Genomic DNA, 25,746 nt, shown 5'->3' with positions numbered 1-25,746 from the left:
CGCAACAAAGACGGGCCTTCGGTCCTAGGACCACCGGCAGGAGCAGTACGCCGCGAGGAGCGCCAGGAGCGCGACGGCCCCGAAGGCGACCGTGGCGGCGGTGGCCGGCCGTCCCTCGCGGCGCCGCTCGGGCCCGCGCAGGTACTCCACGGCCCCGTACCCGGCGAACAGCACGAACAGCCTGCCCGCGGTGGCGGTTCCCTCACGCCCCGGCCCCACGGGCCCCTCGGGAAGTGGGGCCGCTTCGCGCCGTGAAGGGTCGCCCGCACGGGCGGGACCTGTTCTGGGTAGGAGGCCCCTGGCAGAGTCGAGCGGAAGGGGAGGTCCGTGGGGAAGGTCGAGGACGGGAAGCCGTACCGGTGGGGGCGGCTGTACGCGGCGTTACGGGCGGTGCAGGGGTTCGCGGCGACCGGGCGGGTGGTCCCGGCGACGGACCGGGAGCTGAGCGACACGGCCAGCAGACCCCGGACGGTCTTCGTCGAGGGCTTCCTTCGGAACGCGGGCCTCGACGTCCTCGCCGCCCGCCAGCGGGGCGGGGCCGTCGCCGAGGCCGCGGCGGTGGCCTTCGCCGACGTGGCGCGGCTGATCCCGCCGCAGCGCATGGACGGCAAACAGATCACCCCGCAGGAGCAGCAGTTCCGCCTCGGGTACGAGGCGCAGCTCGCCGAGTACCGGAAGGCCTGGGAGGGGCTCGTCGACTGAGCGGGCGCCCCCGCCCGGGCGGATCACCGGCACCCGCCGCCGCCCGGGCGGGTCACCCGCGCCCGTCACAGGTGCGTCGGCTCGAACATCTTCAGGAGGGCCGGCAGGACCACCACCGACGGGCCCGGCGTGGCGAGGGCCTTCGCGAGGTCCGTCGCCAGGGTCTCCGGGGTCGTCGGGGTGGCGGGGACGCCGAAGGACTCGGAGAGGGCGACGAAGTCCGGGCGGGCGAGTTCGGTGGCCGTGGCCTCGCCGAACGCGCTCGTCATGTACTCCCGCAGGATCCCGTAGCCGCCGTCGTCGACGATCAGCCAGGTCACGTCGAGGCCGTACTGCCTCGCCGTCGCCAGCTCCGCGATCGAGTACATCGCGCCGCCGTCGCCGGAGACCGCGAGGACCGGCCGGGACGGGTCCGCGACGGCCGCGCCGAGGGCGGCGGGGAAGGCGTAGCCGAGGCCGCCCGCGCCCTGGGCGGAGTGCATCGTGTTCGGGTGCCGCGCGTCGAAGGCCGACCACGCCCAGTACGCCAGGATCGTCATGTCCCAGAAGCTCGGGGCCCGGTCCGGAAGCGCCTCCCGGACCGCCGCGACGATCCGCTGCTCCAGGCCGAGGTCCTGCGCGGCGATCCGCTCCCGCACCTTGTCCAGGACGGCCGAGACCCGCTCGGCGGCGGCCGGGTCCGTGCGCTCCCCGACCGTCTCCAGGAGCGCCTGGAGCGCGAGGCGGGCGTCCGCGTGGATGCCGAGGGCCGGGTGGTTGGACTCCAGCTTGCCCGCGTCGGCCTCGATCTGGATCACCCGGCCGCGCGGGGCGAAGGTGTGGTAGTTCGAGGACAGCTCGCCGAGGCCCGAGCCGACGACGAGGAGGACGTCGGCGTCCTCCAGGAAGTCCGTGGTGTGCCGGTCCTCCAGCCAGGACCGGAGCGACAGGGGGTGCTCCCAGGGGAAGGCGCCCTTGCCGCCGAAGGTGGTGACGACGGGGATGTCGAGCCGCTCCGCGAGGGCGAGGAGCTTGCCGGAGGCGTCGGAGCGGACGACCCCGCCGCCCGCGATGATCGCGGGCCGCTCGGCGTTCGTCAGGAGGTGCGCGGCGACCGCCGTCAGCTCGGGGCGCGGGACGACCTCCTCGGGCGTGGCGTCCATGTACGTCACGACCGGGATCGCGGTCCGGGCGAGGAGCACGTCCTGCGGGATCTCCACCCAGACCGGTCCGTGCGGGGCGGTGAGCGCCGACTCCCAGGCCGCCGCGATCGCGGAGGGGATCTGGGACTGCGTACGGACCGTGTGGACGGACTTCACGACGTCCCGGAAGGAGGCCTGCTGGTCGCGGAGCTCGTGGAGGTAGCCGTGCCGGCCGCCGCCGAGCCCGGCCACCGGTATCTGGCTGCCGATGGCGAGGACGGGGGCGGAGGCGGCGGCCGCCTCCTGGAGCGCCGCGAGCGACATGAGGGCGCCGGGGCCGGTGGAGAGCAGCAGCGGGGCGGCCTCGCCGGTGATCCGGCCGTACGCGTCGGCGGCGAAGCCGGCGTTGTTCTCCATCCGGAGGCCCACGTACCGCAGCGACGAGCGGCGCAGGGCGTCGAACATGCCGAGGGCGTGCTGGCCCGGCAGCCCGAAGACCGTGGTGGCCCCGAGGCCGGTCAGCGTCTCGACGACGAGGTCGCCGCCGGTCCGCCCGGCGGGCGGGTTCAGGGCGGCGGTCCTCTGGGCCTCGGTGGGGCGCAGGACCAGGTCGTGGTCGTGGGTCATGGGGTCCCTCGGCATGCTCGGTGGTCGGGTGCGGCCCGGTGGCCGGGTCGTGCCCACCCGTCCCCCGAGCTCTCGGCTTCGCCCGAGCGGGGGGACCCCCCTCGCCCTGGGGAACGCGTGCCCACGACCCGGCCCGAGACTACTTCGCGCCGCCGGCGCGCTCCGCGGCGATCTGGCGGGACATGATCGTCGTCAGTTCGTACGCCGTGTGGGAGGCGGCGACCGCGGTGATCTCGGCGTGGTCGTAGGCCGGGGCGACCTCGACGACGTCGGCGGAGACCAGGTTGCAGGAGGAGAGGCCGCGCAGGATCTCCAGGAGCTCGCGGGAGGTCATGCCGCCGGCCTCGGGGGTGCCGGTGCCGGGGGCGTGGGCCGGGTCGAGGCAGTCGATGTCGATGGAGATGTACAGCGGGCGGTCGCCGATGCGCTGGCGCAGCTGGTCGGCGACCTCGTCGGCGCCGCGGCGGTAGATGTCCGCCGAGGTGACGATGCCGAAGCCCATCTTCTCGTCGTCGGTGAGGTCCTGCTTGCCGTAGAGCGGGCCGCGGGTGCCGACGTGGGAGAGGGCGGAGGTGTCGAGGATGCCCTCCTCGACGGCCCGGCGGAACGGGGTGCCGTGGGTGTACTCGGCGCCGAAGTAGGTGTCCCAGGTGTCGAGGTGCGCGTCGAAGTGGAGCAGGGCGACGGGGCCGTGCTTCTTGGCGACGGAGCGCAGCAGCGGCAGGGCGACGGTGTGGTCGCCGCCGAGGGTCATCATGCGGGCGCCGGTGCCGAGCAGGTCGTCGGCGGCGGCCTCGATGGTCTCGACGGCCTCGTTGATGTTGAACGGGTTGGCGGCGATGTCGCCGGCGTCCGCGACCTGCGCGAGGGCGAAGGGGGAGGCGTCCTGCGCCGGGTTGTACGGGCGGAGCAGGCGGGAGGCCTCGCGGATGGCGTTGCCGCCGAAGCGGGCGCCGGGGCGGTAGGAGACGCCGCTGTCGAAGGGGATGCCGACCACGGCGACGTCGGCGGTGCCGACCTCGTCGAGCCGCGGCAGACGGGCGAACGTCGCGGGACCGGCGTACCGCGGGATGCGGGACGAGTCGATCGGGCCGCGGAAGGCGTTCTGGTCGCTGCTGCTCATGCTCGGAGTCCTCCTGGGGGGTCGTCGGGGTCCGGCTCGACCGTAAGTCGCCCGAAGCCCACGTTGAAGTGTACGTTTCCTCCACTGTTCGGGCGCGCGATGTACGAAGGGCACATGACGATGACCCCGACGCCTCCCTCTGAGCCCGGCTCCACTCCCCCGGCGCCCCCGGTGCCGCTCGCCGCGCTGCTCGCCCGTCCCGACCTGGGCCTGCGGCTGCTGGCCGGGCCCGAGGACGTACTGCTGCACTGGGTGCACACCTCGGAGATGGCCGACCCCCATCCGTACCTGCTCGGCGGCGAGCTGCTCATGACGGCGGGCGTGCAGCTCACCGATCCGGCGCACTTCGTCGGCCGGGTCGTGGAGGCGGGGGCGGCGGCGCTCGCCTTCGGGGTGACGCCGGTGTGGGACACGGTCCCCGCCGGGCTCGTCGAGGCCTGCGCGCGGCACGGGCTCCCGCTCGTCGAGGTGCCGCCGCGGACCCCGTTCACGGCGGTGGCGCGGGCGCTGTGGCGGCTGATGGCGGAGGCCCGGCTGCACGAGCTGCGCCGGGTGACCGAGGCCCAGCAGTCGCTGGCGGCGGCCGCGGCCCGGCCGGCCCCGGTCCCGGCGGTGCTCGGTGCGCTCGCCTCCCGGCTCGGGGGACGGGCGGCGCTGTTCGGCGCGGACGGCACGGAGACGGCGGCGGCCGGCCGGGAGGTCCCGGCGGAGGCGGCGCGGGCGCTGCGGGACCTCGCGGGGGTGCTCGGGCCGCGCCCCGGCGGCCCGGCCTCGGCGAGCGGCGACGGCGGCGGGCTGCGGCTCGCCGCGTACGCCCTGGGCGGCGGGGACGGCCTGACGCTGGGGGTGGCGACGGAGCGGCGCGGCCCGGGCGACCACACGATCGCGGGCGTGGCGGTGGTCCTGCTCTCGCTGCTCACGGCCCCGCACCGGGGCGCGGACGTGACCGTACGGGACGGGGCCCTGGTCCGGCTGCTGCTCGGCGCGGCCCCGGCGGAGGTCGCGGGCACCCTGGGCCCGGGCCCCTGGACGGTGGTCCACGCGCGGGGCGGCGACGGCACGCCGTTCGCGGCGGCCTCGCTGGCCGCGGCACTGGGAACGCCGCTGGTGGACGCGGGCGGGACGACGGGGCCGGGCGAGGCGACGGGTCCGGGCGGGTCGACGGGCCCGGGCGGGGCGACGGGGCCCGGCGGGACGGCTCCGGGGCGCGCGGCCGGAGTCGTACGCCTGCTCCTGCCCGCCTCCTCCCCCGTCACCGCCCAGTCCGGCTGGACGCTGGGGGTGGGCGCCCCCGTCGAGGCGGACGAGCTGTCGGCGGCCGACGCGCAGGCGGCGCGAGCCCTGCGGCGGGCGGAGGCCACCGGGGCGGATCTGGTGCGGCACCGCCCGGGCGGGATCGCGACCCTGGTGGACCCGGACGAGGCCGCCGCCCACGCGCGCGCCCTCCTCGCCCCGCTGACCGGGCCGCTCGCCGAGACCCTGCGCGTCTGGCTCTCGCTGCACGGCGGCTGGGACCGGACGGCCGTCGCGATGGACATCCACCGCAACACCGTCCGGCAGCGGATCGCCCGCTGCGCCGCACTCCTGGGACGGGACCTGGACGATCCGGACGTGCGCATGGAGCTGTGGTTCGCGCTCAGGTCCCGGTGAGGCGGGGCCGAGAAGGGCGGATCGCCCGCCCGGGGCCGTCATGCGCGGACCACACGCCCCGGCCGAGCCCTTCCAGGAGGGTCCGGTGCGCGTCGTCCCAGCGGGCGAAGGCGCGGCTGAGGGCGGTGAGCCGCGGGTCGGGACGCAGCTCCGCCGCATCGCGCGGGGGCCCCGTGACCCGCGGACGGCCGGCGTACCCCACGAGCGCCGCGAAGGCGGGGATCACCACCCCGGTATCGCGGCGGCCAGTTCGGGTGTCGCCCCTTCGAGGCCGTGGGCCCAGTTCACGCGGTCGGGGACCCCGGCGAAGTGCAGGCCGAGGACCTTCCGGCCCTCGGCCTCGAGGTCGACGACGAGCGAGCCGGAGCTGCCGCCGAGCGTGCTGGCGTCGTGGCCGATGATCCAGTGTCGGGCGTCGTCGGTCACCTCGCCCCGGCCCTCGGTGAGCACTCCGGGAGTGAGGCGCTTCACGCCCTTGACCCCGGCGAACAGTTCGGCGAAGACGTCCGGCCTCGTCGACGCCGCGCTGCCGGGGAAGCCGACGACGTAGACGCCGCGCCCGCGGGAGGCGAGCGCTCCGTGCGTCGCCGGGTCGTCGCCCCGGGCCACCTGGACCGGGGCGGGAAAAGGCCGCCCGTTCACCCGTTCGAGTTCGAGTACGGCCAGGTCGAGGCCGTCGAAGTTGACCCCCGGGATGTCGGGGTGGGCGTGCTCGGGTGCCCCCGCGCGCCCCACGCCCAGGACGCGGCTGATCCGGAAGACGCGGTCCGGCGGCCCGCCGCCGACCTCCGCGCCGAAGTCGACCGCCACGCCGGGCTTGAGCTCCCCGCCGAACTGCCCGTCGGTACGCGACGGATGCGTGGAGACGGCCTCCAGGACGTGGTAGTTGGTCACGACGACGCCGTCGTCGATCGCCCACGCCGTGCCCTGGTAGCCGAGGAGCGAGCTCGGGTCGTTCACCCGGCCGGCCGCCCGGCAGACGGTGCGGAGCTCGGCCTCGATCCGCGACAGGGCTGCCGCCCAGTTCGCCGCCGCCGGTGCCGTGACGTCGAAGAAGTCGTCCTCGACGAAGAGCACCGGGCGGGTTCCGTCGCTGTGGACGACGGCCTCCAGCCTCGCGATGTCCCGCCTGTCGAGCCGGGCCTCGGCGCCGTGGTCGACGACCTCCCGCAGCGCGTGCTCGGCGCCGCTCATCAGTCGCTTCCGCGCCACCGGATCGGCTCTCTCCCCGAGGCGTTCCTCCAGCCGGCCGACCTCGTCGGACAGTTGCGCGATCAGGCGTTCGGGATCCGGTGGACTCGGCGCGCCGCCCCCGCCGGCGCTCTCGAGTCCTCCGCCCTGCGACTCGCCGAGGAGCCGCTCGTAGGTGCTGCCGGCGGACATGGCGTCCCCCGCTCGGTTCGGTCCTCTGCTCGGTCCTCGGCTCAGTGGACGCCCGCGGCCTGGGCGGCGGCCAGCTCCGCGACCCGATCGCGGTACGCCTCCGCCAGTGCACCGCCGTTCTCGCCGGGAAGCCCCTCCGGGCCGGCCCCGAGCGACTGCAGGACCTCTTCGGCACGGGCCTGACGGTCCGCCAGCGCGCTCGCGACGTGCGGGTACAGCAGGTCGAGCCCGCGCTTGTCGCCGTCCGACAGGTTCTGCCCGTCACCGCTCGGCGCGCAGCTGCTGGGGGTGGACTTGTAGAAGAACGCCGGGAACCGGTACAGCATCACGGACTTCGTGTCGAAGGGCCCGGCGACGACCTCCGGGTCGTCCACGGTGCGCAGGTTGTGGTCCACCTTCGCGCGCGGCCATCGGTTCGGCTCGCCCGCGAGGAAGGTGTAGATGCCGGGGAGCCTCCCCTTGGAGTCCGCCACGAAGACGCCGTCCGCGTCCTGCGTGGGGACGTACCCGACCTCGTCCTCCCAGCGGAACTCGCCCTCGCAGGTGCCGCGCATGTTCTGGTGGGAGTGGTGGAACCCCAGTGCGTGCAGGAACTCGTGCCGCACCGTGCCCTCCCAGCGGGTGGGCCTGTTCACCGTGAACCGCCCGAGGTTCAGGCTGCGCTGGCCGGGGTTGCCCCCGACCGGACCGCCTCCCGCGCCGATGGCGGGGTCCGTGCTGTCGGTGCCCACCAGGGAGAAGAAGCCCGGCAGGTCGAAGCTGACGCGGATCTCGGCGGCGTAGGCGGTGTCGGACGTGCTCCACCGCCGGAACGTCCCGGCCCCGTCGTTCCGCCCGAAGTCGAGGGTCAGGTTGCAGGCGTCGGTGATCTGCTTCGTCGCTCCCGCGATGTCCGCGTGCAACTGGTCGTTCCCGTCGAGGAAGGCGACCCGCACCGTCGAACCCGGCGTCCACCTCGCGATGTCGGTGATGAGGAACTCCAGGCCACCGGCCGTGGCGCGCCTCCAGCGGTCCCGCACCTCGATGTCCGCGACGACCTCATCAGGGAGAGATTCGAGTTCCATGACGCGTCCTTTCGCATCGCATTCGGAGCCCCCCTCCCCTCCCCCGGCCCGTACCGGTTCCCCGACCGGTACGGGTCCGATGACGGATGGGCCGCTCGGCTCGACGCGCGAGCGTGCCGACGTCCGAAACTCACGTCCAGTATCACCCGAATGGAGGTACTGCGCGACTTCACCGTCACTCAGAGTGGTTCAACGTCCACCAGGATGACGCTGCGTCAGTACCAGAGCTTGTTCACGGCGGTCCGGGCCGTCGTCTTGAAGGCCGCCAGCGGAGCGTCCCTCAGGTCGCCCATCTGGCCCCACCGGACGTACGTGACGGTCCGGCCGTCACGGCCCACCGAGAAGAGGTGGATGTCGGTGGTGCCGATCTGCGGGTCGGCGGTGTCCAGGCTGTAGACCCAGGCACCCTCCTCCACGGCGAGCTTGCCGTGGGAGGCGCTGACGGCCCGCAGGCCCGGGTTCTGCCGCTCCAGCAGGGGGCCGCAGCCGGCGAGGGACTTGCGGAGGGTGTCGACCAGCCTCACCGCGTCGGCCTCGGTGCGGGCGACGGTGGTGATCTGGACGCCGTTGGTGTCGAGCTCGGTGCTGAACTCGCGGTAGCGGGTGTTCTGCGCCGGGATCTTGTACGGGGCGCAGAGGGCGCCGCCGTTCTCCGGAACGCCGGTGAAGACCCGGGTGGCGGTCCACGGCGTCGACGACGGCGGCATCTGGGAGGCGGCGAGGAAGGCGGGCTGGGCGGCTGCCTGCGCCGGAGCCGTGGCGAGGGCCGCGAGGCCCAGGGCGGCCGCGGCGGCGGTGGCGAGTGCGGTGCGGAGCTTGTTCATGGTGGTGGATCCCCCGTCGGGTCGTTCGGTCAGTGCTCGACCAGCCTCGGGCCGGCGCCCGCCGTCGGCAACGGTGACGCGCCCACCATCCGTCCCGGAACCATTCCACCCCCACTGACGTGCAAGGACGTGAAGGGTGGGACGCGGGATCGAGGGGGATGGAATGCCGAAGGACGCCGCCGTCGAGGAGTTCGCGCGGCTCGTGCGCACGCTGAAGACGCGGGACGGCAGGAGTTACGAGGCGCTGGGCCGGCGCCTGGGCGTCAGCGCGTCCACCCTCCACCGCTACTGCTCCGGCGCGACCGTCCCGGAGGGGTTCGCCGTGGTCGACCGCCTCGCCCTGCTGTGCGGGGCGGACGAGGAGGAGCGGCGGGCCCTGGAGGCGGCCTGGACCCGCGCGGACGGCGCCCGTCGCCCTCCGGCACCGGAACCCGGCGCGGCGCCGGCGCCCGAACCCGGCCCGGAGGCGGCGGCCGGCCCGGAGGCGGCGCCCGGCCCGGAGCCGGCTCCGGAGCCCGCGCCGGCCCCTGAGGCGCCGCCCGAGCCCGAGCTGGAACCCGTGCACGCGCGCGTGCCGGGCCTCCCGTCCCAGCGGCGGAGGCGCCGGTGGGGGTGGGTGGGCGCGGTCTGCGGGACGCTGGCGGTGGTGGGGACGGTGACGCTCGGAGCCGTACTCCTGCCCGGGAAGACCCGGGAGCGGGCCGCCGAGCCACCGGCGCCGCTGACGTGGACGGTCGCCTCTCACCTCTGGGAGAACGGGTGCGGGCACACCTACCTCGTGGAGCGGACGCCCCCTCCCCCGCCGGAGGCGGCCGACGCGCGGAGCTGGGCGGCGGCGCAGGGGGCCGTGGACGGCGGGGAGACGCTGGTGCGGGTGTCGGTGCAGGGGAAGGGCGCGGCGGCAGTGGTGCTCCAGGCGCTGCACGTGCGGGTGGTGGAGCGGGGCGCGCCGCTGCCGTGGGCGGCGTACCGGACGGACGACGGGTGCGGCGGGGCGGTGACGCCGCGCCGTTTCGAGGTGGACCTGGACCGGCCGCGGCCGGTGGCGCGGGCGCTGGACGGATACGACGCCTCCGGGGAGGAGGGCCGGACGCTCCCGGCGGTCTCCTTCCCGTACGCGGTCAGCGCCGCCGAGCCGGAGGAGCTGCTGGTCTCGGCGGGGACGGCGGGGTGCGACTGCCGCTGGTACCTGGAGCTGGAGTGGAGCTCGGAGGGGCGCCGGGGCACGGTCCGGATCGGGGACGAGGACGGCGCGCCCTTCCGGACGAGCGGGGCGAAGGGGCGGCCCGTGTACGGCTACGACTCCGCGGGGCGGGCCTGGATCACAGGCGAGGAGTCTGGACAGGGTGGGTGACCGCTGGGTAACTTCGTTGACGACAGGCTGAGCAAGCGCTTAGACAAATGGGCCCGCACACCGGAGGAGTCGCACCGTGCGCCGTACCGTATTCGACGAGGACCACGAGGCGTTCCGGGAGACCATCCGCGCCTTCATCGAGGCCGAGGTCGTCCCCGTCTACGACGAGTGGTTCGCCGCGGGCCAGGCGCCGCGCGAGTTCTACGACAAGCTGGGCGAGCTGGGCGTCTTCGGCATCAACGTGCCCGAGGAGTTCGGCGGCGCGGGCCTGGACACCCACAAGTTCGAGGCCGTCATGTACGAGGAGACCTCGCGCGCGGGCGTCCACTTCGGCGGCTCCGGCGTCCACGTGCTGCTCGCCCTGCCGTACATCAAGATGCTCGCCACCGACGAGCAGAAGAAGCGCTTCCTGCCGAAGTTCGTCACCGGCGAGGAGATGTGGGCGCTCGCCATGACCGAGCCGGGCACCGGCTCCGACGTCGCGGGCATGAAGACCACCGCCAAGCTTTCCGAGGACGGCACCCACTACGTCCTCAACGGCGCCAAGACCTTCATCACCGGCGGCGTCCACGCCGACCGCGTGATCGTCTGCGCCCGCACCTCCGCCCCGTCGGCCGAGGACCGCCGCTTCGGCATCTCCCTCTTCGCCGTCGACACCAAGTCCGAGGGCTACTCCATCGGCCGCAAGCTGGACAAGCTCGGCCTGCGCACCTCCGACACCGCCGAGCTCGCGTTCGTCGACGTCAAGGTGCCCGTCGAGGACCTGCTCGGCGAGGAGGGCAAGGGCTTCTACTACCTCGGCCACAACCTGGCCTCCGAGCGCTGGGGCATCGCCTTCGGCGCCTACGCCCAGGCAAAGGCCGCCGTCCGCTTCGCCCAGCAGTACGTCACGGACCGCACGGTCTTCGGCAAGCCGGTCGCCCACTTCCAGAACACCAAGTTCGAGCTGGCCGCCTGCCAGGCCGAGGTCGACGCCGCCGAGGCCGTCGCCGACCGCGCCCTGGAGGCCCTGGACGCGGGCGAGCTGACCCCGGCCGAGGCCGCGAGCGCCAAGCTCTTCTGCACCGAGGTCGCCCACCGCGTCATCGACCGCTGCCTCCAGCTGCACGGCGGCTACGGCTACATGAACGAGTACCCGATCGCCCGTCTGTACGCCGACAACCGCGTCAACCGCATCTACGGCGGCACCAGCGAGATCATGAAGTCGATCATCGCCAAGTCGATGGGCCTCTGAGTGCCCGACGCGCATACGGCTCTGGATGACCTGCTCGATCTGCTCGACCTGGAGCGGATCGAGCGGGACATCTTCCGGGGCGAGTCCCGCCCCTCGATCGTCCCCCGCGTCTTCGGCGGCCAGGTGGCCGCCCAGGCGCTGGTGGCGGCGGGCCGGACCGTCCCCGGGGACCGGCTCGCACACTCGCTCCACGCGTACTTCCTGCGCCCCGGCGACCCGGGCGCGCCGATCGTCTACACGGTCGACCGCATCCGCGACGGCCGCTCCTTCACCACCCGCCGGGTCGTGGCCGTCCAGCACGGGCAGCCGATCTTCCACCTCTCCGCGTCCTTCCAGACGTACGAGGAGGGGCTGGAGCACCAGGTCGACATGCCGCCCGCCCCGGACCCGGAGTCGCTCCCGACGCCGGCCGAGATGCTCCCCCGCCACCTCCCCCGCGAGGTCGCGGACCGGCTGATCGAGGCGCGGGCGGCGGTGGACCTGAGGTACGCCGGGACGCCCCCGTGGGGGACGGTCGGCACCCCGCGCGAGCCGCACTCCCAGGTGTGGTTCCGCACCAACGGCAAGCTGGCCGACGACCCGCTGCTGCACGTCGTCCTCGCCACGTACGTCTCCGACATGACCCTGCTCGACTCGGTGCTCCTCGCCCACGGGCGGGGCGGCTGGGCCGTCGGCGACGTGGTCGGGGCGTCCCTGGACCACGCCATGTGGTTCCACCGCCCCTTCCGGGCCGACGAGTGGCTCCTGTACGACCAGGAGTCGCCGACCGCGTCCGGCGGACGCGGCCTCGGCCAGGCCCGGATCTACACCCGGGACGGGCGGCTCGCGATCTCCGTCATCCAGGAGGGTGTCGTTCGCGTCCCCCGCTGACGCCCGAACCTACCGTCCGGTTCATGACGGAAAACGGTGGAAACGGCGAAAGCACCTTCACGGTGATCGTGGCGGCGGCGGCGAACCTCGGGATCGCCGCCGCCAAGGCCGTCGCGGGCGTCGTCAGCGGCTCCAGCGCCATGCTCTCGGAGGCCGCCCACTCGGTCGCCGACACCGTCACCGAGGGCATGCTGCTCACCGCCCTCAAACGGAGCGAGAAGCCGGCCGACGAGGACCATCCCGTCGGCTACGCGGGCGAGCGCTACGTCTGGGCGATGCTGGCGGCGGTCGCCACCTTCGTGGGCGGCGCGGTCTTCTCGGTCTACGACGGCATCCACACCCTCGTCCACGGCGAGGAACTCGGCGACCCGACGGTCTCGTACGTCGTCCTCGGCATCGCCTTCGTCCTGGAGGGCTACTCGCTGCGGACGGGCGTGAGGCAGGTCAAGGCGGAGGCGGAACGGATGAAGGCCCCCTTCGCCAGGTACCTCCGCCTCACGCCGGACACCACCGTCAAGGCGGTGGTCATGGAGGACTCCGCCGCCCTCGCGGGCCTCATGCTGGCGGCGGGCGGCCTCCTCGGCGGCCAGATCACCGGCTCCGGCGTCTGGGACGGCGTCGCGTCGATCCTCATCGGCGCCCTGCTCGTGTACGTGGCCTGGGTGCTCGGCCGCTCCAACGCCGAACTCCTCGTCGGCCGCCCGGCCCCGCGGCAGATGCGCGCCGGCATCCGCGAGGAACTGCTCTCGGTCCCCCACGTCGTCGACGTCCTCGACCTGATCACCCTGATCCAGGGGCCCGGGGAGGTCCTGGTCGCGGCGAAGATCGACTTCCGGGACGTGTCGTCGGCGGAGCAGGTGGAGTGGGCGTGCGAGGACGCGGAGTCCCAGCTCCGCGAACGCTTCCCGTCGATCCGCCGGCTGTACCTGGACCCGACGCCGGGCGTGAGACAGCACCGCCCCGAACCCTGACGACCGCGGAGCCGGAGCCCCCTCGCCCGTGCGGGCCGCGCTCCCGCCCGTGTGGGCAGTCGTCCCGTCGGGGCAAGGGGGTCCCCCCCTGCTCGAGCGAAGCCGAGAGCTTGGGGGAGGGTGGGCACACGGGACGGCGCCCACAGCGGGGCCCCGCGTCCCGCGCCTGGACCCGCACCACCAGGGAGCTGTGCACGGGGTGCGGGTCCAGGCACATGAGCCTCGGGCGCCGGCAAGGGCGCCGTCCGTTGTGCCCACCCGTTCCGCCCCTTGCGGAACGCCTGCCCACAACGGGCGGGGGTACCGTCAGGCGAGGCCCGCCGCCGCCAGGGTGTACGCCGTCAGGGGTTCGTAGAAGCGCGGGTCCAGGACGTGGTCGTCCAGGGGGATCGTGACCTGCATCGTGCCCTCCGCCTCGCCGATGAAGAGCGCGGGGTCGTTGCAGTCGGCGTAGCCGACGGAGTCGACGCCCCGCTGCCCCGCGCGACCGGCCCACCCGTGGTCGGCGATGACGAGGTCCGGCCGGCCGGACTCCCCGAGCGCGTCGAGGATCGCGTTCATCGGCTCCGGGGAGTGCGTGTGCCACAGGCTCGCACCGCGCTCGAAGACGGCGACGTCGGCGAACTGCACCACGTACCCCTCGTCGGCGACGAGCCCGCCGGGGATGCGGACGATGTCGCAGCCCTGGGCGCGCAGCGCGGCGGCGACCCGGCTGTGGACGTCGATGAGCGAGCCGGGGTGCCCGGTCGCGAAGAGGACCCGCTCGCGGCCCGCGGCGGCCTTGCGGAGCCGGGCGGCCATCCGGTCGAGGCCGTCGACGGTGAGCTCGGGGTCGATGGTGTCCTGGCCGACCCGGTGCGCCGGGTCGTCGACGACGCCGCACCGCTCGGCCATGACGGCGAGCACGTCCTGCTCGTCGGTCCAGCGGTCGCCGAGTTCGAGGCCGAGCCAGTAGTGCCGGTCGCCGTTGGCGAGCTTGCGGTAGTGGGAGAGGTTGTTGTCGCGCGGGGTGGCGACGTCTCCCGCGATCCGGGTGCGGACGAGGTGCTCGACGAGGGCGGCGCGGCTGAGTATCGGCATGGGGTTCATTCTGTCCGAGCCGCGGAGGCGGAGGGCAACCCGTTCCGAGCTCTGGACCGGACGGTCCTACGCGCCCAGCGCGCCGAACGCCCCGTGCGCGAGCCGCCGCAGCAGGTCCTCCATGGGCCGGCGGCCGAGGGCCGCCAGGTGCGGGGTGGAGTTGAGCAGGCCGAAGACTGCGTGGACGGCCGTGCGGGACTCCGACTCGCCGGTGTCGGGGTACAGCTCGCGCACGACGGCGACCCAGAGTTCGACGTACTGCCGCTGGAGCTGCCGGACGCGCTTGCGGTCCTCGTCCTTGAGCCGGTCGAGCTCGCGGTCGTGGAGGGTGATCAGCGGCCGGTCGTCGAGGGCGAAGTCGATGTGCCCGTCGATGAGGGAGGCGAGGAGCGCCCGCGGGTCGCCGTCCGACTCGGCGGCCCGCAGCCGGCCCCCGTCGAGCAGCCGCTCGCTGATGCCGACGAGGAGTTCGGCGAGCATCGCGTCCTTGCCGGGGAAGTGGCGGTAGAGGCCGGGGCCGCTGATGCCGACGGCCGCCCCTATCTCGTCCACGCCGACGCCGTGGAAGCCGCGCTCGGCGAAGAGGCGGGCGGCCTCCTTGAGGATCTGCTCGCGTCGCGTCGGGGCGTCCGTCCGAGTGGGGCTCGTGGTCATGAAGTCGATTCTAGACAACCCGGTTAGCGGTCGTTAACCTGGGCGACGTACGTTAACGCTCATTAACCGAGCAAGGGAGCTCGAGGGATGCAGCAGGCACCTGTGCTGACGAGCGCGGCGGATCCCGCGTCCGCGGCCTGGCAGGCCAACGAGGCGGCCCATCACGAGCTGGCGGCGACCCTGCGCGCCAAGCTCGCGACGGCCGCCCTGGGCGGTGGTGAGAAGTCCAGGGCCCGGCACACCGCGCGCGGCAAGCTGCTGCCGCGGGACCGGGTGGACACGCTGCTCGACCCGGGCTCGCCGTTCCTGGAGCTGGCCCCGCTGGCGGCGAACGGCATGTACGGCGACCAGGCCCCGGCGGCCGGCGTCATCGCGGGCATCGGCCGGGTCTCCGGGCGCGAGTGCGTGATCGTGGCGAACGACGCGACCGTCAAGGGCGGCACGTACTACCCGATGACGGTGAAGAAGCACCTGCGCGCCCAGGAGGTGGCGCTGGAGAATCGTCTCCCCTGCCTCTACCTGGTCGACTCGGGCGGCGCCTTCCTGCCGATGCAGGACGAGGTCTTCCCCGACCGGGAGCACTTCGGCCGGATCTTCTTCAACCAGGCCCGGATGTCCGGCGCCGGCATCCCGCAGATCGCGGCGGTCATGGGCTCGTGCACGGCCGGTGGCGCGTACGTCCCGGCGATGAGCGACGAGGCCGTGATCGTACGGAACCAGGGCACGATCTTCCTGGGCGGTCCGCCGCTGGTGAAGGCGGCGACCGGCGAGGTCGTCACGGCCGAGGAGCTCGGCGGCGGCGAGGTCCACTCCCGGATCTCCGGCGTCACCGACCACCTCGCCGAGGACGACGCGCACGCGCTGCGCATCGTCCGGAACATCGTCGCCACGCTCCCCGAGCGCGGCCCGCTGCCCTGGTCGGTCGAGCCGGCCGAGGAGCCGAAGGTCGACCCGTACGGGCTGTACGGGGCCGTGCCCGTCGACTCCCGCACCCCCTACGACGTGCGCGAGGTCATCGCCCGGGTGGTGGACGGCTCCCGTTTCCAGGAGTTCAAGTCCGAGTACGGGCAGACGCTGGTCACCGGCTTCGCCCGGATCCACGGCCACCCGGTCGGCATCGTCGCCAACAACGGCATCCTGTTCGCCGAGTCGGCCCAGAAGGGCGCGCACTTCATCGAGCTGTGCGACCAGCGCGGGATCCCGCTCGTCTTCCTGCAGAACATCACCGGCTTCATGGTCGGCAAGGCGTACGAGCACGGCGGCATCGCCAAGCACGGCGCCAAGATGGTCACGGCCGTGGCCACCACCCGGGTGCCGAAGCTGACGGTCGTCGTCGGCGGTTCGTACGGCGCGGGCAACTACTCGATGTGCGGCCGGGCGTACTCCCCCCGCTTCCTGTGGATGTGGCCCAACGCCAAGATCTCGGTGATGGGCGGCGAGCAGGCCGCGTCCGTCCTCGCGACCGTCAAGCGCGACCAGCTCGGCGACGGGTGGAGCGCCGAGGAGGAAGAGGCCTTCAAGGCCCCGATCCGCGAGCAGTACGAGACGCAGGGCAGCGCCTACTACGCGACCGCCCGACTGTGGGACGACGGCGTCATCGACCCGCTGGAGACCCGGCAGGTCCTCGGCCTCGCCCTGACCGCCTGTGCCAACGCGCCCCTGGGTGACCCCCAGTTCGGCGTCTTCCGGATGTGAAGGGCCCCCAGAAGATGCAGAGCATGTTCGACACCGTCCTCGTGGCCAACCGGGGCGAGATCGCCGTCCGCGTCATCCGCACCCTGCGGGAGATGGGCGTGCGCTCGGTGGCCGTCTACAGCGACGCGGACGCCGACGCCCGGCACGTGCGGGAGGCGGACACGGCGGTGCGGATCGGTCCGCCGCCGGCCGCCGAGTCGTACCTGTCCGTCCCGGCGCTGCTCGACGCGGCCAGGCGGACCGGGGCGCAGGCCGTCCACCCCGGCTACGGGTTCCTGGCGGAGAACGCGGGCTTCGCCCGCGCGTGCGCCGAGGCGGGGCTCGTCTTCATCGGGCCCTCCGCCGAGGCGATCGCCCTCATGGGCGACAAGATCCGGGCGAAGGAGACCGTGAAGGCCGCGGGCGTGCCGGTCGTGCCCGGCGCGGCCGACCCGGAGATCGCCGCCGCGGCCCGTGAACTGGGCGCGCCCGTCCTGCTGAAGCCCAGCGCGGGCGGCGGCGGCAAGGGCATGCGCCTGGTGCGGGACCTTGCGGTCCTGGAGGAGGAGATCGCGGCGGCCCGCCGGGAGGCGCGGGCGTCCTTCGGCGACGACACGCTGCTCGTGGAGCGGTGGATCGACCGGCCCCGGCACATCGAGATCCAGGTCCTGGCGGACGCCCACGGGAACGTGGTGCACCTGGGCGAGCGCGAGTGCTCGCTCCAGCGCCGCCACCAGAAGATCATCGAGGAGGCGCCGAGCGTCCTCCTCGACGAGACGACCCGCGCGGCGATGGGCGCGGCGGCCGTGGAGGCCGCCCGGTCCTGCGGCTACGTCGGCGCGGGAACGGTCGAGTTCATCGTCCCGGGCGGCGACCCGTCCGCGTACTACTTCATGGAGATGAACACCCGCCTCCAGGTCGAGCACCCCGTGACCGAGCTGATCACGGGACTCGACCTGGTGGAGTGGCAGCTGCGGGTCGCCGCCGGCGAGCCGCTCGGCTTCCGCCAGGAGGACGTCCGGCTCGACGGCTGGGCGATCGAGGCGCGCATCTGCGCCGAGGACCCCTCGCGCGGCTTCCTGCCCTCGGGAGGCACGGTCCTCGCGCTGAGCGAGCCCCACGGGAACGGCGTACGGACGGACTCCGGCCTGCTCGAAGGCACCGAGGTCTCCTCCCTCTACGACCCGATGCTGTCGAAGGTCATCGTCCACGCGGCCGACCGGCCGACGGCCCTGCGGAAGCTGCGCGCGGCCCTCGCCGACCTGGTCACCCTGGGCGTCCCCACCAACGCCGGCTTCCTCCGCCGTCTCCTCGCCCACCCGGACGTCGTCTCGGGCGACCTGGACACGGGCCTGGTGGAGCGGGACGCGGAGAGCCTGGTCCCGCGGGGCGTCCCCGCCGAGGTGTACGCGGCGGCGGCGGCCGTGCGGCGCGCCGAGCTGGCCCCGGCGCCCCGGGACGGCTGGACGGACCCGTTCGACGTGCCGAGCGGATGGCGCCTGGGCGGGGCGGCGAAGCGGCCCGCCTTCCCGCTCCGGGTGCCGGGAACCGAACCCGTCACGGTCGAGGCGCCGGACGGCGCCCGGGTCGCGAACGGCACGGTGACGGTCACCGTGGACGGCATGACGCACGCCTTCCACCGCGCGGGCGACTGGCTCGGCCGTGACGGGGACTCCTGGCACGTGCTCGACCACGACCCCGTGGAGGCCGCGCTCTCCGGTGCCCGGCACGGGGGCGCCGACACGCTCGCCGCGCCGATGCCCGGGACCGTGACCGTCGTGAAGGTGGCCGTCGGGGACGAGGTGGAGGCCGGGCAGAGCCTGCTCGTGGTCGAGGCGATGAAGATGGAGCACGTCATCTCCGCCCCGCACGCCGGCACCGTCACCGAGCTGGACGTCACCCCCGGCACCACCGTCGCCATGGACCAGATCCTGGCCGTGGTGACGCCCCGCGAGGAGGAGGGCGCGTGAGCACCGGACTGCCGATGACCGTGCCCGACCCGTCGCTGCCCGCCCGGGTGCGGATCCACGAGGTCGGTGCCCGGGACGGGCTGCAGAACGAGAAGACGGCCGTCCCGACCGGGGTGAAGGCCGAGTTCGTGCGGCGGCTCGCGGCCGCCGGTCTGACGACGATCGAGGCGACGAGCTTCGTGCCCTCGAAGTGGGTGCCGCAGCTCGCCGACGCGGAGGAGCTGTTCCCACTCGTCCGTGACCTGCCCGTCCGGCTGCCCGTCCTCGTGCCGAACGAGCGCGGTCTCGACCGCGCCCTCGCGCTGGGCGCCCGTGAGGTCGCCGTGTTCGCCTCGGCGACCGAGTCCTTCGCGAAGGCCAACCTGAACCGGACCGTCGACGAGGCGCTCGCGATGTTCGCGCCGACCGTCACCCGGGCCATAGAGGCCGGGCTGAAGGTGCGCGGCTACCTCTCGATGTGCTTCGGCGACCCCTGGGAGGGCGCCGTGCCGGTCGAGCGGGTCGTCAGGGTCACCAAGGCCCTCGCCGACATGGGCTGCGACGAGCTGAGCCTCGGGGACACGATCGGCGTCGCCACGCCGGGGCACGTCCAGGCCCTCCTGACGGCCCTGACCAAGGCCGGCGTCCCCGTCTCCCGCGTCGCCGTGCACTTCCACGACACGTACGGGCAGGCGCTGTCCAACACCCTGACCGCCCTGCGGCACGGGGTGACCACCGTCGACGCCTCCGCCGGCGGCCTCGGCGGCTGCCCGTACGCGAAGAGCGCGACCGGCAATCTCGCCACCGAGGACCTCGTGTGGATGCTCGACGGTCTCGGCATCGAGACCGGGGTCGATCTGGCCGCCCTCACCGCCACGAGCGTGTGGATGGCCGAACAGCTGGGCCGGCCCAGCCCCTCCCGTACCGTCCGCGCCCTCTCCCACAAGGAGTGACGAAAGACATGTCCCTCGACCACCGGCTCTCCGAAGAGCACGAGGAACTCCGCCGTACCGTCGAGGAGTTCGCCCACGACGTCGTGGCGCCGAAGATCGGCGACTACTACGAGCGGCACGAGTTCCCGTACGAGATCGTCCGCGAGATGGGCCGCATGGGCCTGTTCGGGCTGCCGTTCCCCGAGGAGTACGGCGGCATGGGCGGCGACTACCTGGCCCTCGGGATCGCCCTGGAGGAGCTGGCCCGGGTCGACTCCTCCGTGGCCATCACCCTGGAGGCCGGCGTCTCGCTCGGCGCCATGCCGGTCTACCGCTTCGGCACGGAGGAGCAGAAGCGCGAGTGGCTGCCGAAGCTGTGCTCCGGCGAGGTGCTCGGCGCGTTCGGCCTCACCGAGCCGGGCGCGGGCTCGGACGCGGGCGGCACCCGCACCACCGCCGTCCGGGACGGCGACCACTGGGTCGTCAACGGCTCGAAGTGCTTCATCACCAACTCCGGTACGGACATCACGGGTCTGGTGACGGTCACGGCGGTCACCGGCCGCAAGCCCGACGGGCGTCCGCTGATCTCCTCGATCATCGTGCCGTCCGGCACGCCGGGCTTCACGGTCGCCGCCCCGTACTCGAAGGTCGGCTGGAACGCCTCGGACACCCGCGAGCTCTCCTTCGACGACGTCCGCGTCCCGGTGGAGAACCTCCTCGGCGAGGAGGGCCGGGGGTACGCGCAGTTCCTGCGGATCCTGGACGAGGGCCGGGTCGCGATCGCGGCGCTCGCGACGGGCCTCGCGCAGGGCTGTGTGGACGAGTCGGTGAAGTACGCGAAGGAGCGGCACGCCTTCGGGTCGCCGATCAGCACGTACCAGGCGGTCCAGTTCAAGATCGCCGACATGGAGATGAAGGCCCACATGGCCCGCATCGGCTGGCGGGACGCGGCCTCCCGTCTGGTCCTCGGCCAGTCGTTCAAGAAGGAGGCGGCAATCGCGAAGCTGTACTCCTCCACGGTGGCGGTGGACAACGCCCGCGAGGCGACCCAGATCCACGGCGGCTACGGCTTCATGAACGAGTACCCGGTGGCCCGGATGTGGCGCGACTCGAAGATCCTGGAGATCGGCGAGGGCACCAGCGAGGTCCAGCGGATGCTGATCGCCCGCGAGTTGGGCCTGCCGGCCTGAGCCCCGGCGGCGCCGTGAAGCGCCCGCCGCACCGGGTCCGGTGCGGCGGGCGCTCGCGCGTGCCCTCCATGACGGCGCGCATGCCGTCCTCGGCCCCGCGCCGTCCACGGCCACGCGCGCGCCGTCCACGGCAGGCCGCACCGTGAGGTCTTCAGCCGTTTCGAACCGCCTCGCCGACGGGCGGGCCGAGGACGGCCACCACCGCACCGGAGAGCCCTCGGTGGCGGGCCCGTCGGGCATCGCTGCCCCTACCCCGCCGCCGAGAGTGAGGTTAGGCTAACCTACCTTCAGCTCGTCCGGGCCGACCAGGGCCCCGAGAACGCCAAGAAGGTGCCCCGACCCATGACGAACACCGAGACCGCCCCCTTCCAGTTCTTCTCCCTCCAGGTCGACCGGACGCGGCGCCTCGGCCCGTCCCTGGTCCGCGTCACCTTCACCGGGGACGACCTGAAGGGCTTCGCCGCCGGGGGCCGCGACCAGTCGCTCTCCCTCTTCCTGCCGCACCCCGGCCAGGAGGCCCCGGTCCTCCCGCCGCTGGACGACCCGGACATGTACGCGATCCTGGGCGCCTGGCGGGCCATGCCGGACGACGTGCGGGCCGTGATGCGCTCGTACACCGTCCGCGAGCAGCGCACCGAACCGAACGAGATAGACATCGACTTCGCCCTCCACGAGGACGGCGGCCCCGCCTGCCGCTGGGCCGGCCGCGCCGAGCCCGGCGACCGGGTGGTGGTCCTGGGACCGGCGGTCGCCGCGAACACGGGCGTCCGCTTCCAGCTGCCCGAGGACGCCGACTCCGTACTGATCTGGGCCGACGAGACGGCCCTGCCCGCCGCCTCCGCGATCCTGGAGTGGCTGCCGGCCGAGACCCGCGCCCGGGTGTTCCTGGAAGTGCCTTACTCCGGCGACCGGATGGAGCTCGCGACCGAGGCGGACGCCACGGTCACCTGGCTCGTACGGGAGGAGGGGGCGCCGTCCGCCGTGGACGCGGTGTCCGGCACCGAGCTGCCCGGTCGGGCGCCGTACGTCTGGATCGCGGGCGAGTCGGGCGCCGTGAAGGCGCTGCGCCGCCACTTCGTGCGGGAGCGGGGGCTCGACCGCCGCCGGGTCACGTTCGTCGGCTACTGGCGCAAGGGCCTGTCCGAGGACGCGCTGCGCGAGGTGCCGGACGAGACGGCACAGGACGCGGCCTGAGCCCGCTCCCTTTACCCCCACAGGGCCGACGGCCCCCCAGCCCTCCCGGGTTGGGGGGCCGTTGTGCTGTTAATTTAGGTTAGGCTAACCTAACCAAGACCGACCGAGTCCGCTCCCGGAAGGGCCCCACATGCGTTCCCACCTGCTCAACGACACGACGGCGGAGAGCTATCGGCGCTCCGTCACCGAAGGAGTGGAGCGGGTGGCGAGGAAACTCGCCTCGACGCGCGGCCCGTTCACCGGCGTGACGCCCGCCGGGCTGGCCCCCGTCGTCGACGCCGTCGACCTCGACCGGCCGCTCGGCGACGCCTCCGCCGCCCTCGACGAGCTGGAGGACGTCTACCTCCGCGACGCCGTCTACTTCCACCACCCCCGCTACCTCGCGCACCTCAACTGCCCCGTGGTCATCCCCGCCGTCCTCGGCGAGGCCGTCCTCTCGGCGGTCAACTCCTCCCTCGACACCTGGGACCAGAGCGCCGGCGGCACCCTCATCGAGCGGAAGCTGATCGACTGGACCACCGACCGGATCGGCCTCGGCCCGCTCGCCGACGGCGTGTTCACCAGCGGCGGCACCCAGTCCAACCTCCAGGCCCTGCTCCTCGCCCGCGAGGAGACCGGCACGGCCGACCTGTCGAAACTGCGGATCTTCTCCTCCGAGTGCAGCCACTTCAGCGTCCAGAAGTCGGCCCAGCTGCTCGGGCTCGGCCGCGACGCCGTCGTCTCCGTCCCGGTCGACCGGAACAAGCGCATGCAGTCCGTCGTCCTCGCCGCCGAGCTGGAGGCCTGCCGTGCCGAGGGCCTGATCCCGATGGCGATCGTCGCCACCGCCGGCACCACCGACTTCGGCTCCATCGACCCGCTGCCCGAGATCGCCGCCCTGGCCGCCGAGTACGGCGCCTGGATGCACGTCGACGCCGCCTACGGCTGCGGACTGCTCGCCTCCAGGACCCGCCGTCACCTCCTGGACGGCATCGAGCGGGCCGACTCGGTCACCGTCGACTTCCACAAGTCCTTCTTCCAGCCGGTGAGCTCCTCCGCCGTCCTGGTCCGCGACGGCGCCACCCTGCGCCACGCGACCTACCACGCGGACTACCTCAACCCGCTCCCCCAAGCTCTCGGCTCCGCTCGAGCAGGGGGGACCCCCTCGACGCTCGCCGAGCAGATCCCCAACCAGGTCGACAAGTCCCTCCAGACCACCCGCCGCTTCGACGCGCTCAAGCTCTGGATGACCCTGCGCGTGATGGGCGCCGACGGCATCGGCGAGCTCTTCGACGAGGTCTGCGACCTCGCCCGGGAGGGCTTCGGGCTGCTCGCCGCCGACCCGCGCTACGACGTCGTGGTCGAGCCGCAGCTCTCCACCCTCGTCTACCGCTACATCCCCGAGGCCGTGACCTCCCCCACCGAGATCGACCGGGCCAACCTCCACGCCCGCAAGGCGCTGTTCGCCTCCGGCGAGGCCGTCGTCGCCGGCACCAAGGTCGACGGCCGCCAGTACCTCAAGTTCACCTTGCTCAACCCCGAGACCACCGCGGCCGACATCGCCGCCGTCCTCGATCTGATAGCCGGCCACGCCGAGCAGTACCTGGGAGAGAACCTTGTCCACGCCTGAGATCCACGACTTCATCGGCATCGGGCTCGGTCCGTTCAACCTCGGGCTCGCCTGCCTGACCGAGCCGATCACCGAGCTGAACGGCGTCTTCCTGGAGTCCAAGCCGGACTTCGAGTGGCACTCGGGGATGTTCCTCGACGGCGCCCACCTCCAGACCCCCTTCATGTCGGACCTGGTCACCCTCGCGGACCCGACCTCGCCGTACTCCTTCCTGAACTACCTGAAGGAGAAGGGCCGGCTCTACTCCTTCTACATCCGCGAGAACTTCTACCCCCTGCGCACCGAGTACAACGACTACTGCCGCTGGGCCGCCGGGAGACTCACCTCGATCCGCTTCTCGACGACCGTCGCCTCGGTCTCGTACGACGAGACCGCCGAGCTGTACGTGGTGACCACCGAGTCCGGAGAGACGTTCCGCTCGCCCCGGCTCGTCCTCGGCACCGGCACCCCGCCGTACGTCCCGGAGACCTGCGAAGGCCTCGGCGGCGACCTGATCCACAACTCGCGCTACCTCCCGCACAAGGAGGAGCTCCAGAAGAAGAAGTCGATCACCCTGGTCGGCAGCGGCCAGAGCGCGGCGGAGATCTACCACGACCTCCTGAGCGAGATCGACACCCACGGCTACCGGCTGAACTGGGTGACCCGCTCCCCCCGCTTCTTCCCCCTCGAATACACCAAGCTCACCCTGGAGATGACCTCCCCGGAGTACGTGGACTACTTCCACGCGCTGCCCGAACAGACCCGCTACCGCCTGGAGACCCAGCAGAAGGGCCTCTTCAAGGGCATCGACGGCGAACTGATCGACGCCATCTTCGACCTGCTCTACCAGAAGAACCTGGACGGTCCGGTCCCCACCCGCCTGCTCACCAACTCGGCCCTGCGCACGGCCGCGTACGACTCCGCGACGGGCACGTACACGCTCGGCTTCCGCCAGGAGGAGCAGGAGAAGGACTTCACCGTCGAGACCGAGGGCCTGATCCTCGCCACGGGCTACAAGTACGCCGTCCCGGCCTTCCTGAAGCCGGTCGAGGACCGTCTCCGCTTCGACGGCCGGGGCCGCTTCGACGTGGCCCGCAACTACGCGATCGACACCACCGGCCGCGGGATCTTCCTCCAGAACGCCGGCGTGCACACCCACTCGATCACCTCGCCGGACCTGGGCATGGGCCCGTACCGCAACGCGTACATCATCGGGGAGATGCTGGGTTCCGAGTACTACCCCGTAGAGAAGACCATCGCGTTCCAGGAGTTCGCCGTTTGACCTTCCCCGGGCCTCGCGGGGCCCGGGACTCCCGCCATCACTGACTGGGTTTTCTGTTTCGTCGACCGCTGCCCGCCCGGAGAGTTCCGTTGAGGTCTTCCACTGTCTCCACAGACTGTCACCGCCAGCCCGGCGGCCAGGATGTTGCGAGCCGCGTTCACGGCCCGGTCCAGGACCAGGCCACACGCGGGATTGTCACACCGGAAGGTGCGTTCGTTCAGTGCGAGATGCGCTTTCGTCGTGCCGCAGGCCGAACGGATCTTGCTGCTCGGGTGCCATCGGTCGACGACAACCAGCACCCGCCCGTACCACTGGCACTTGTACTCCAGAAGCCTGCGGAGCTCCGCCCAGGAGGTGTCGGAGATCGCCCGTGCGAGCGAGTGGTTCCGCACCATGCTCCGTACCGCCAGATCCTCGATCACGATCGTTTGATTCTCACGAACGAGTCGGGTGGTCAGTCGGTGCAGGAAGTCACGCCTCCGATCAGTGATCCGAGCATGAACCCGTGCGACACGGCGAGCCGCCTTGGCGTGGTTCTTCGACCCCACGGTCTTCTTCGCAAGCCGACGCTGAACCTTGGCCAGCCGTTCTCTGTCTCGCTCCGCATACCGCGGGTCGGACACCTTTCCCTGTTCGTCGGTCAGGCCCGGGACCGCGTGCGTGAGGGTGAGAAGCGAGGAGAGCCCCATGTCGATGCCGACCGCCGTGTCCACGACGGCCAGAGCACCCACCGAAGCATCTTCACAGAGCAACGACACGAACCAGCGGCCGGCTCCGTCCCGGGAGACGGTCACTGTCGAGGGCTCCGCCCCGGTAGGAAGGGGCCGCGACCAGACGATGTCCAGCGGCTCGGCCATCTTCGCCAACGACAACCGACCGTCGCTGTACACGAACGCCGAGCGGGTGTACTCGGCAGAAGCCCGCGAACGCTTCTTCGATTTGAATCGCGGGTACTTCGACCGCTTGTCGAAGAAGCCGGTGAACGCGGCCTGCAGGTGACGCAACGCTTGTTGCAGCGGGACGCAGGACACCTCTTGGAGACACGCGCACTCCTCGGTTCGCTTCCATTGCGTCAGCAGGGCCGAAGTGTCGCCGTACCTCAGCCGCCTCCGCTCGTCACGCCACATCCGGTCGCGTTCTGCCAGGGCAAGGTTGTAGACCTTCCGGACGCAGCCGAAAGTGCGCGTGAGCAGCGCCGCCTGCTCGTCGGTCGGAAAGAAGCGGTACTTGAACGCCCGCTTCACCACCCCCTGCGCCATACGTCCCAGGCTGGCACCCAA

23 protein-coding genes are annotated in these 25,746 nt (G+C 72.8%); 13 read left to right on the top strand and 10 right to left on the bottom strand.

Annotated elements, in window-relative coordinates; all coding sequences use genetic code 11:
* Window positions 1-24: 24 nt before the first annotated feature.
* Complete coding sequence (locus K7G60_RS18150; protein WP_225801967.1) at window positions 25-219, bottom strand: hypothetical protein; 195 nt, start codon at window positions 217-219, stop codon at window positions 25-27.
* Between the two features lie 108 nt (window positions 220-327).
* On the opposite strand from K7G60_RS18150, the gene K7G60_RS18145 reads away from it, so the two are divergent.
* Window positions 328-702, top strand: coding sequence for a hypothetical protein (locus K7G60_RS18145; protein WP_225801966.1), 375 nt, complete (start codon window positions 328-330; stop codon window positions 700-702).
* A gap of 65 nt (window positions 703-767) precedes the next feature.
* Here the strand turns inward: K7G60_RS18145 and K7G60_RS18140 are convergent, their stop codons facing one another.
* Window positions 768-2,450 (bottom strand): thiamine pyrophosphate-binding protein, encoded by a 1,683-nt coding sequence (locus K7G60_RS18140; RefSeq protein WP_225801965.1) that lies wholly within the window; start codon window positions 2,448-2,450, stop codon window positions 768-770.
* A gap of 139 nt (window positions 2,451-2,589) precedes the next feature.
* Complete coding sequence (gene speB / locus K7G60_RS18135) at window positions 2,590-3,573, bottom strand: agmatinase (protein ID WP_225801964.1); 984 nt, start codon at window positions 3,571-3,573, stop codon at window positions 2,590-2,592.
* A gap of 114 nt (window positions 3,574-3,687) precedes the next feature.
* Between speB and K7G60_RS18130 the strand changes: the two genes are divergently transcribed.
* Window positions 3,688-5,223: a PucR family transcriptional regulator gene (locus tag K7G60_RS18130; protein WP_225801963.1), complete on the top strand. Its 1,536-nt coding sequence runs from the start codon at window positions 3,688-3,690 to the stop codon at window positions 5,221-5,223.
* Here the strand turns inward: K7G60_RS18130 and K7G60_RS18125 are convergent.
* The 4 genes from K7G60_RS18125 to K7G60_RS18110 all read right to left on the bottom strand — a co-directional run bounded on the left by K7G60_RS18125 (window position 5,210) and on the right by K7G60_RS18110 (window position 8,494).
* A complete protein-coding gene (locus tag K7G60_RS18125; RefSeq protein ID WP_225801962.1) occupies window positions 5,210-5,452 on the bottom strand; it encodes a hypothetical protein in 243 nt (80 codons plus the stop codon). The two genes, K7G60_RS18130 and K7G60_RS18125, sit on opposite strands and share 14 nt — an antisense overlap.
* A complete protein-coding gene (locus K7G60_RS18120; RefSeq protein ID WP_225801961.1) occupies window positions 5,446-6,606 on the bottom strand; it encodes a serine protease in 1,161 nt (386 codons plus the stop codon). Before K7G60_RS18120 ends, K7G60_RS18125 begins: the two co-directional genes overlap by 7 nt.
* A gap of 41 nt (window positions 6,607-6,647) precedes the next feature.
* Complete coding sequence (locus tag K7G60_RS18115; RefSeq protein WP_225801960.1) at window positions 6,648-7,670, bottom strand: hypothetical protein; 1,023 nt, start codon at window positions 7,668-7,670, stop codon at window positions 6,648-6,650.
* Between the two features lie 215 nt (window positions 7,671-7,885).
* A complete protein-coding gene (locus K7G60_RS18110) occupies window positions 7,886-8,494 on the bottom strand; it encodes a hypothetical protein (protein ID WP_225801959.1) in 609 nt (202 codons plus the stop codon).
* Window positions 8,495-8,657: 163 nt separating this feature from the next.
* On the opposite strand from K7G60_RS18110, the gene K7G60_RS18105 reads away from it, so the two are divergent.
* The 4 genes from K7G60_RS18105 (at window position 8,658) to K7G60_RS18090 (ending at window position 12,923) form a co-directional block, all read left to right on the top strand.
* Complete coding sequence (locus K7G60_RS18105) at window positions 8,658-9,848, top strand: helix-turn-helix transcriptional regulator (protein WP_225801958.1); 1,191 nt, start codon at window positions 8,658-8,660, stop codon at window positions 9,846-9,848.
* A 76-nt stretch (window positions 9,849-9,924) separates the two neighbouring features.
* Window positions 9,925-11,082: an acyl-CoA dehydrogenase family protein gene (locus tag K7G60_RS18100; protein WP_225801957.1), complete on the top strand. Its 1,158-nt coding sequence runs from the start codon at window positions 9,925-9,927 to the stop codon at window positions 11,080-11,082.
* A complete protein-coding gene (locus tag K7G60_RS18095) occupies window positions 11,083-11,952 on the top strand; it encodes an acyl-CoA thioesterase II (RefSeq protein WP_225801956.1) in 870 nt (289 codons plus the stop codon).
* 23 nt (window positions 11,953-11,975) lie between these two features.
* Entirely contained in the window at window positions 11,976-12,923 is a 948-nt protein-coding gene (locus K7G60_RS18090; protein ID WP_225801955.1) for a cation diffusion facilitator family transporter, read from the top strand.
* Between the two features lie 306 nt (window positions 12,924-13,229).
* Here the strand turns inward: K7G60_RS18090 and K7G60_RS18085 are convergent, their stop codons facing one another.
* The gene (locus K7G60_RS18085; RefSeq protein ID WP_225801954.1) at window positions 13,230-14,003 is read right to left on the bottom strand and encodes a phosphatase; all 774 of its coding nucleotides are present in this window, start codon (window positions 14,001-14,003) and stop codon (window positions 13,230-13,232) included.
* Between the two features lie 66 nt (window positions 14,004-14,069).
* The gene (locus K7G60_RS18080) at window positions 14,070-14,657 is read right to left on the bottom strand and encodes a TetR/AcrR family transcriptional regulator (RefSeq protein ID WP_225801953.1); all 588 of its coding nucleotides are present in this window, start codon (window positions 14,655-14,657) and stop codon (window positions 14,070-14,072) included.
* A gap of 87 nt (window positions 14,658-14,744) precedes the next feature.
* Here K7G60_RS18080 and K7G60_RS18075 point away from each other — a divergent pair, with 87 nt between their 5' ends.
* The 7 genes from K7G60_RS18075 (at window position 14,745) to K7G60_RS18045 (ending at window position 24,466) form a co-directional block, all read left to right on the top strand.
* Window positions 14,745-16,352, top strand: coding sequence for a carboxyl transferase domain-containing protein (locus K7G60_RS18075; RefSeq protein ID WP_225801952.1), 1,608 nt, complete (start codon window positions 14,745-14,747; stop codon window positions 16,350-16,352).
* A gap of 14 nt (window positions 16,353-16,366) precedes the next feature.
* Window positions 16,367-18,301, top strand: a complete 1,935-nt coding sequence (locus tag K7G60_RS18070; protein WP_225801951.1) for a biotin carboxylase N-terminal domain-containing protein — start codon at window positions 16,367-16,369, stop codon at window positions 18,299-18,301.
* Window positions 18,302-18,315: 14 nt separating this feature from the next.
* Complete coding sequence (locus K7G60_RS18065) at window positions 18,316-19,233, top strand: hydroxymethylglutaryl-CoA lyase (protein ID WP_225801984.1); 918 nt, start codon at window positions 18,316-18,318, stop codon at window positions 19,231-19,233.
* Between the two features lie 8 nt (window positions 19,234-19,241).
* Window positions 19,242-20,402 (top strand): acyl-CoA dehydrogenase family protein, encoded by a 1,161-nt coding sequence (locus K7G60_RS18060; protein ID WP_225801950.1) that lies wholly within the window; start codon window positions 19,242-19,244, stop codon window positions 20,400-20,402.
* A 342-nt stretch (window positions 20,403-20,744) separates the two neighbouring features.
* The gene (locus K7G60_RS18055; RefSeq protein ID WP_225801949.1) at window positions 20,745-21,596 is read left to right on the top strand and encodes a siderophore-interacting protein; all 852 of its coding nucleotides are present in this window, start codon (window positions 20,745-20,747) and stop codon (window positions 21,594-21,596) included.
* Window positions 21,597-21,726: 130 nt separating this feature from the next.
* Entirely contained in the window at window positions 21,727-23,205 is a 1,479-nt protein-coding gene (locus K7G60_RS18050; protein ID WP_225801948.1) for an aspartate aminotransferase family protein, read from the top strand.
* Window positions 23,192-24,466: a lysine N(6)-hydroxylase/L-ornithine N(5)-oxygenase family protein gene (locus K7G60_RS18045; protein ID WP_225801947.1), complete on the top strand. Its 1,275-nt coding sequence runs from the start codon at window positions 23,192-23,194 to the stop codon at window positions 24,464-24,466. Before K7G60_RS18050 ends, K7G60_RS18045 begins: the two co-directional genes overlap by 14 nt.
* Here K7G60_RS18045 and K7G60_RS18040 read toward each other — a convergent pair.
* Complete coding sequence (locus K7G60_RS18040; RefSeq protein WP_225801946.1) at window positions 24,421-25,725, bottom strand: RNA-guided endonuclease TnpB family protein; 1,305 nt, start codon at window positions 25,723-25,725, stop codon at window positions 24,421-24,423. The genes K7G60_RS18045 and K7G60_RS18040 overlap by 46 nt on opposite strands.
* Window positions 25,726-25,746 lie beyond the last annotated feature (21 nt).

Source organism: Streptomyces sp. NK15101, from assembly GCF_020400725.1.
Lineage (GTDB): Bacteria > Actinomycetota > Actinomycetes > Streptomycetales > Streptomycetaceae > Streptomyces.
The sequence above is the reverse complement of the archived record's forward strand: the minus strand, read 5'-3'. Positions and strand labels throughout refer to the sequence as shown.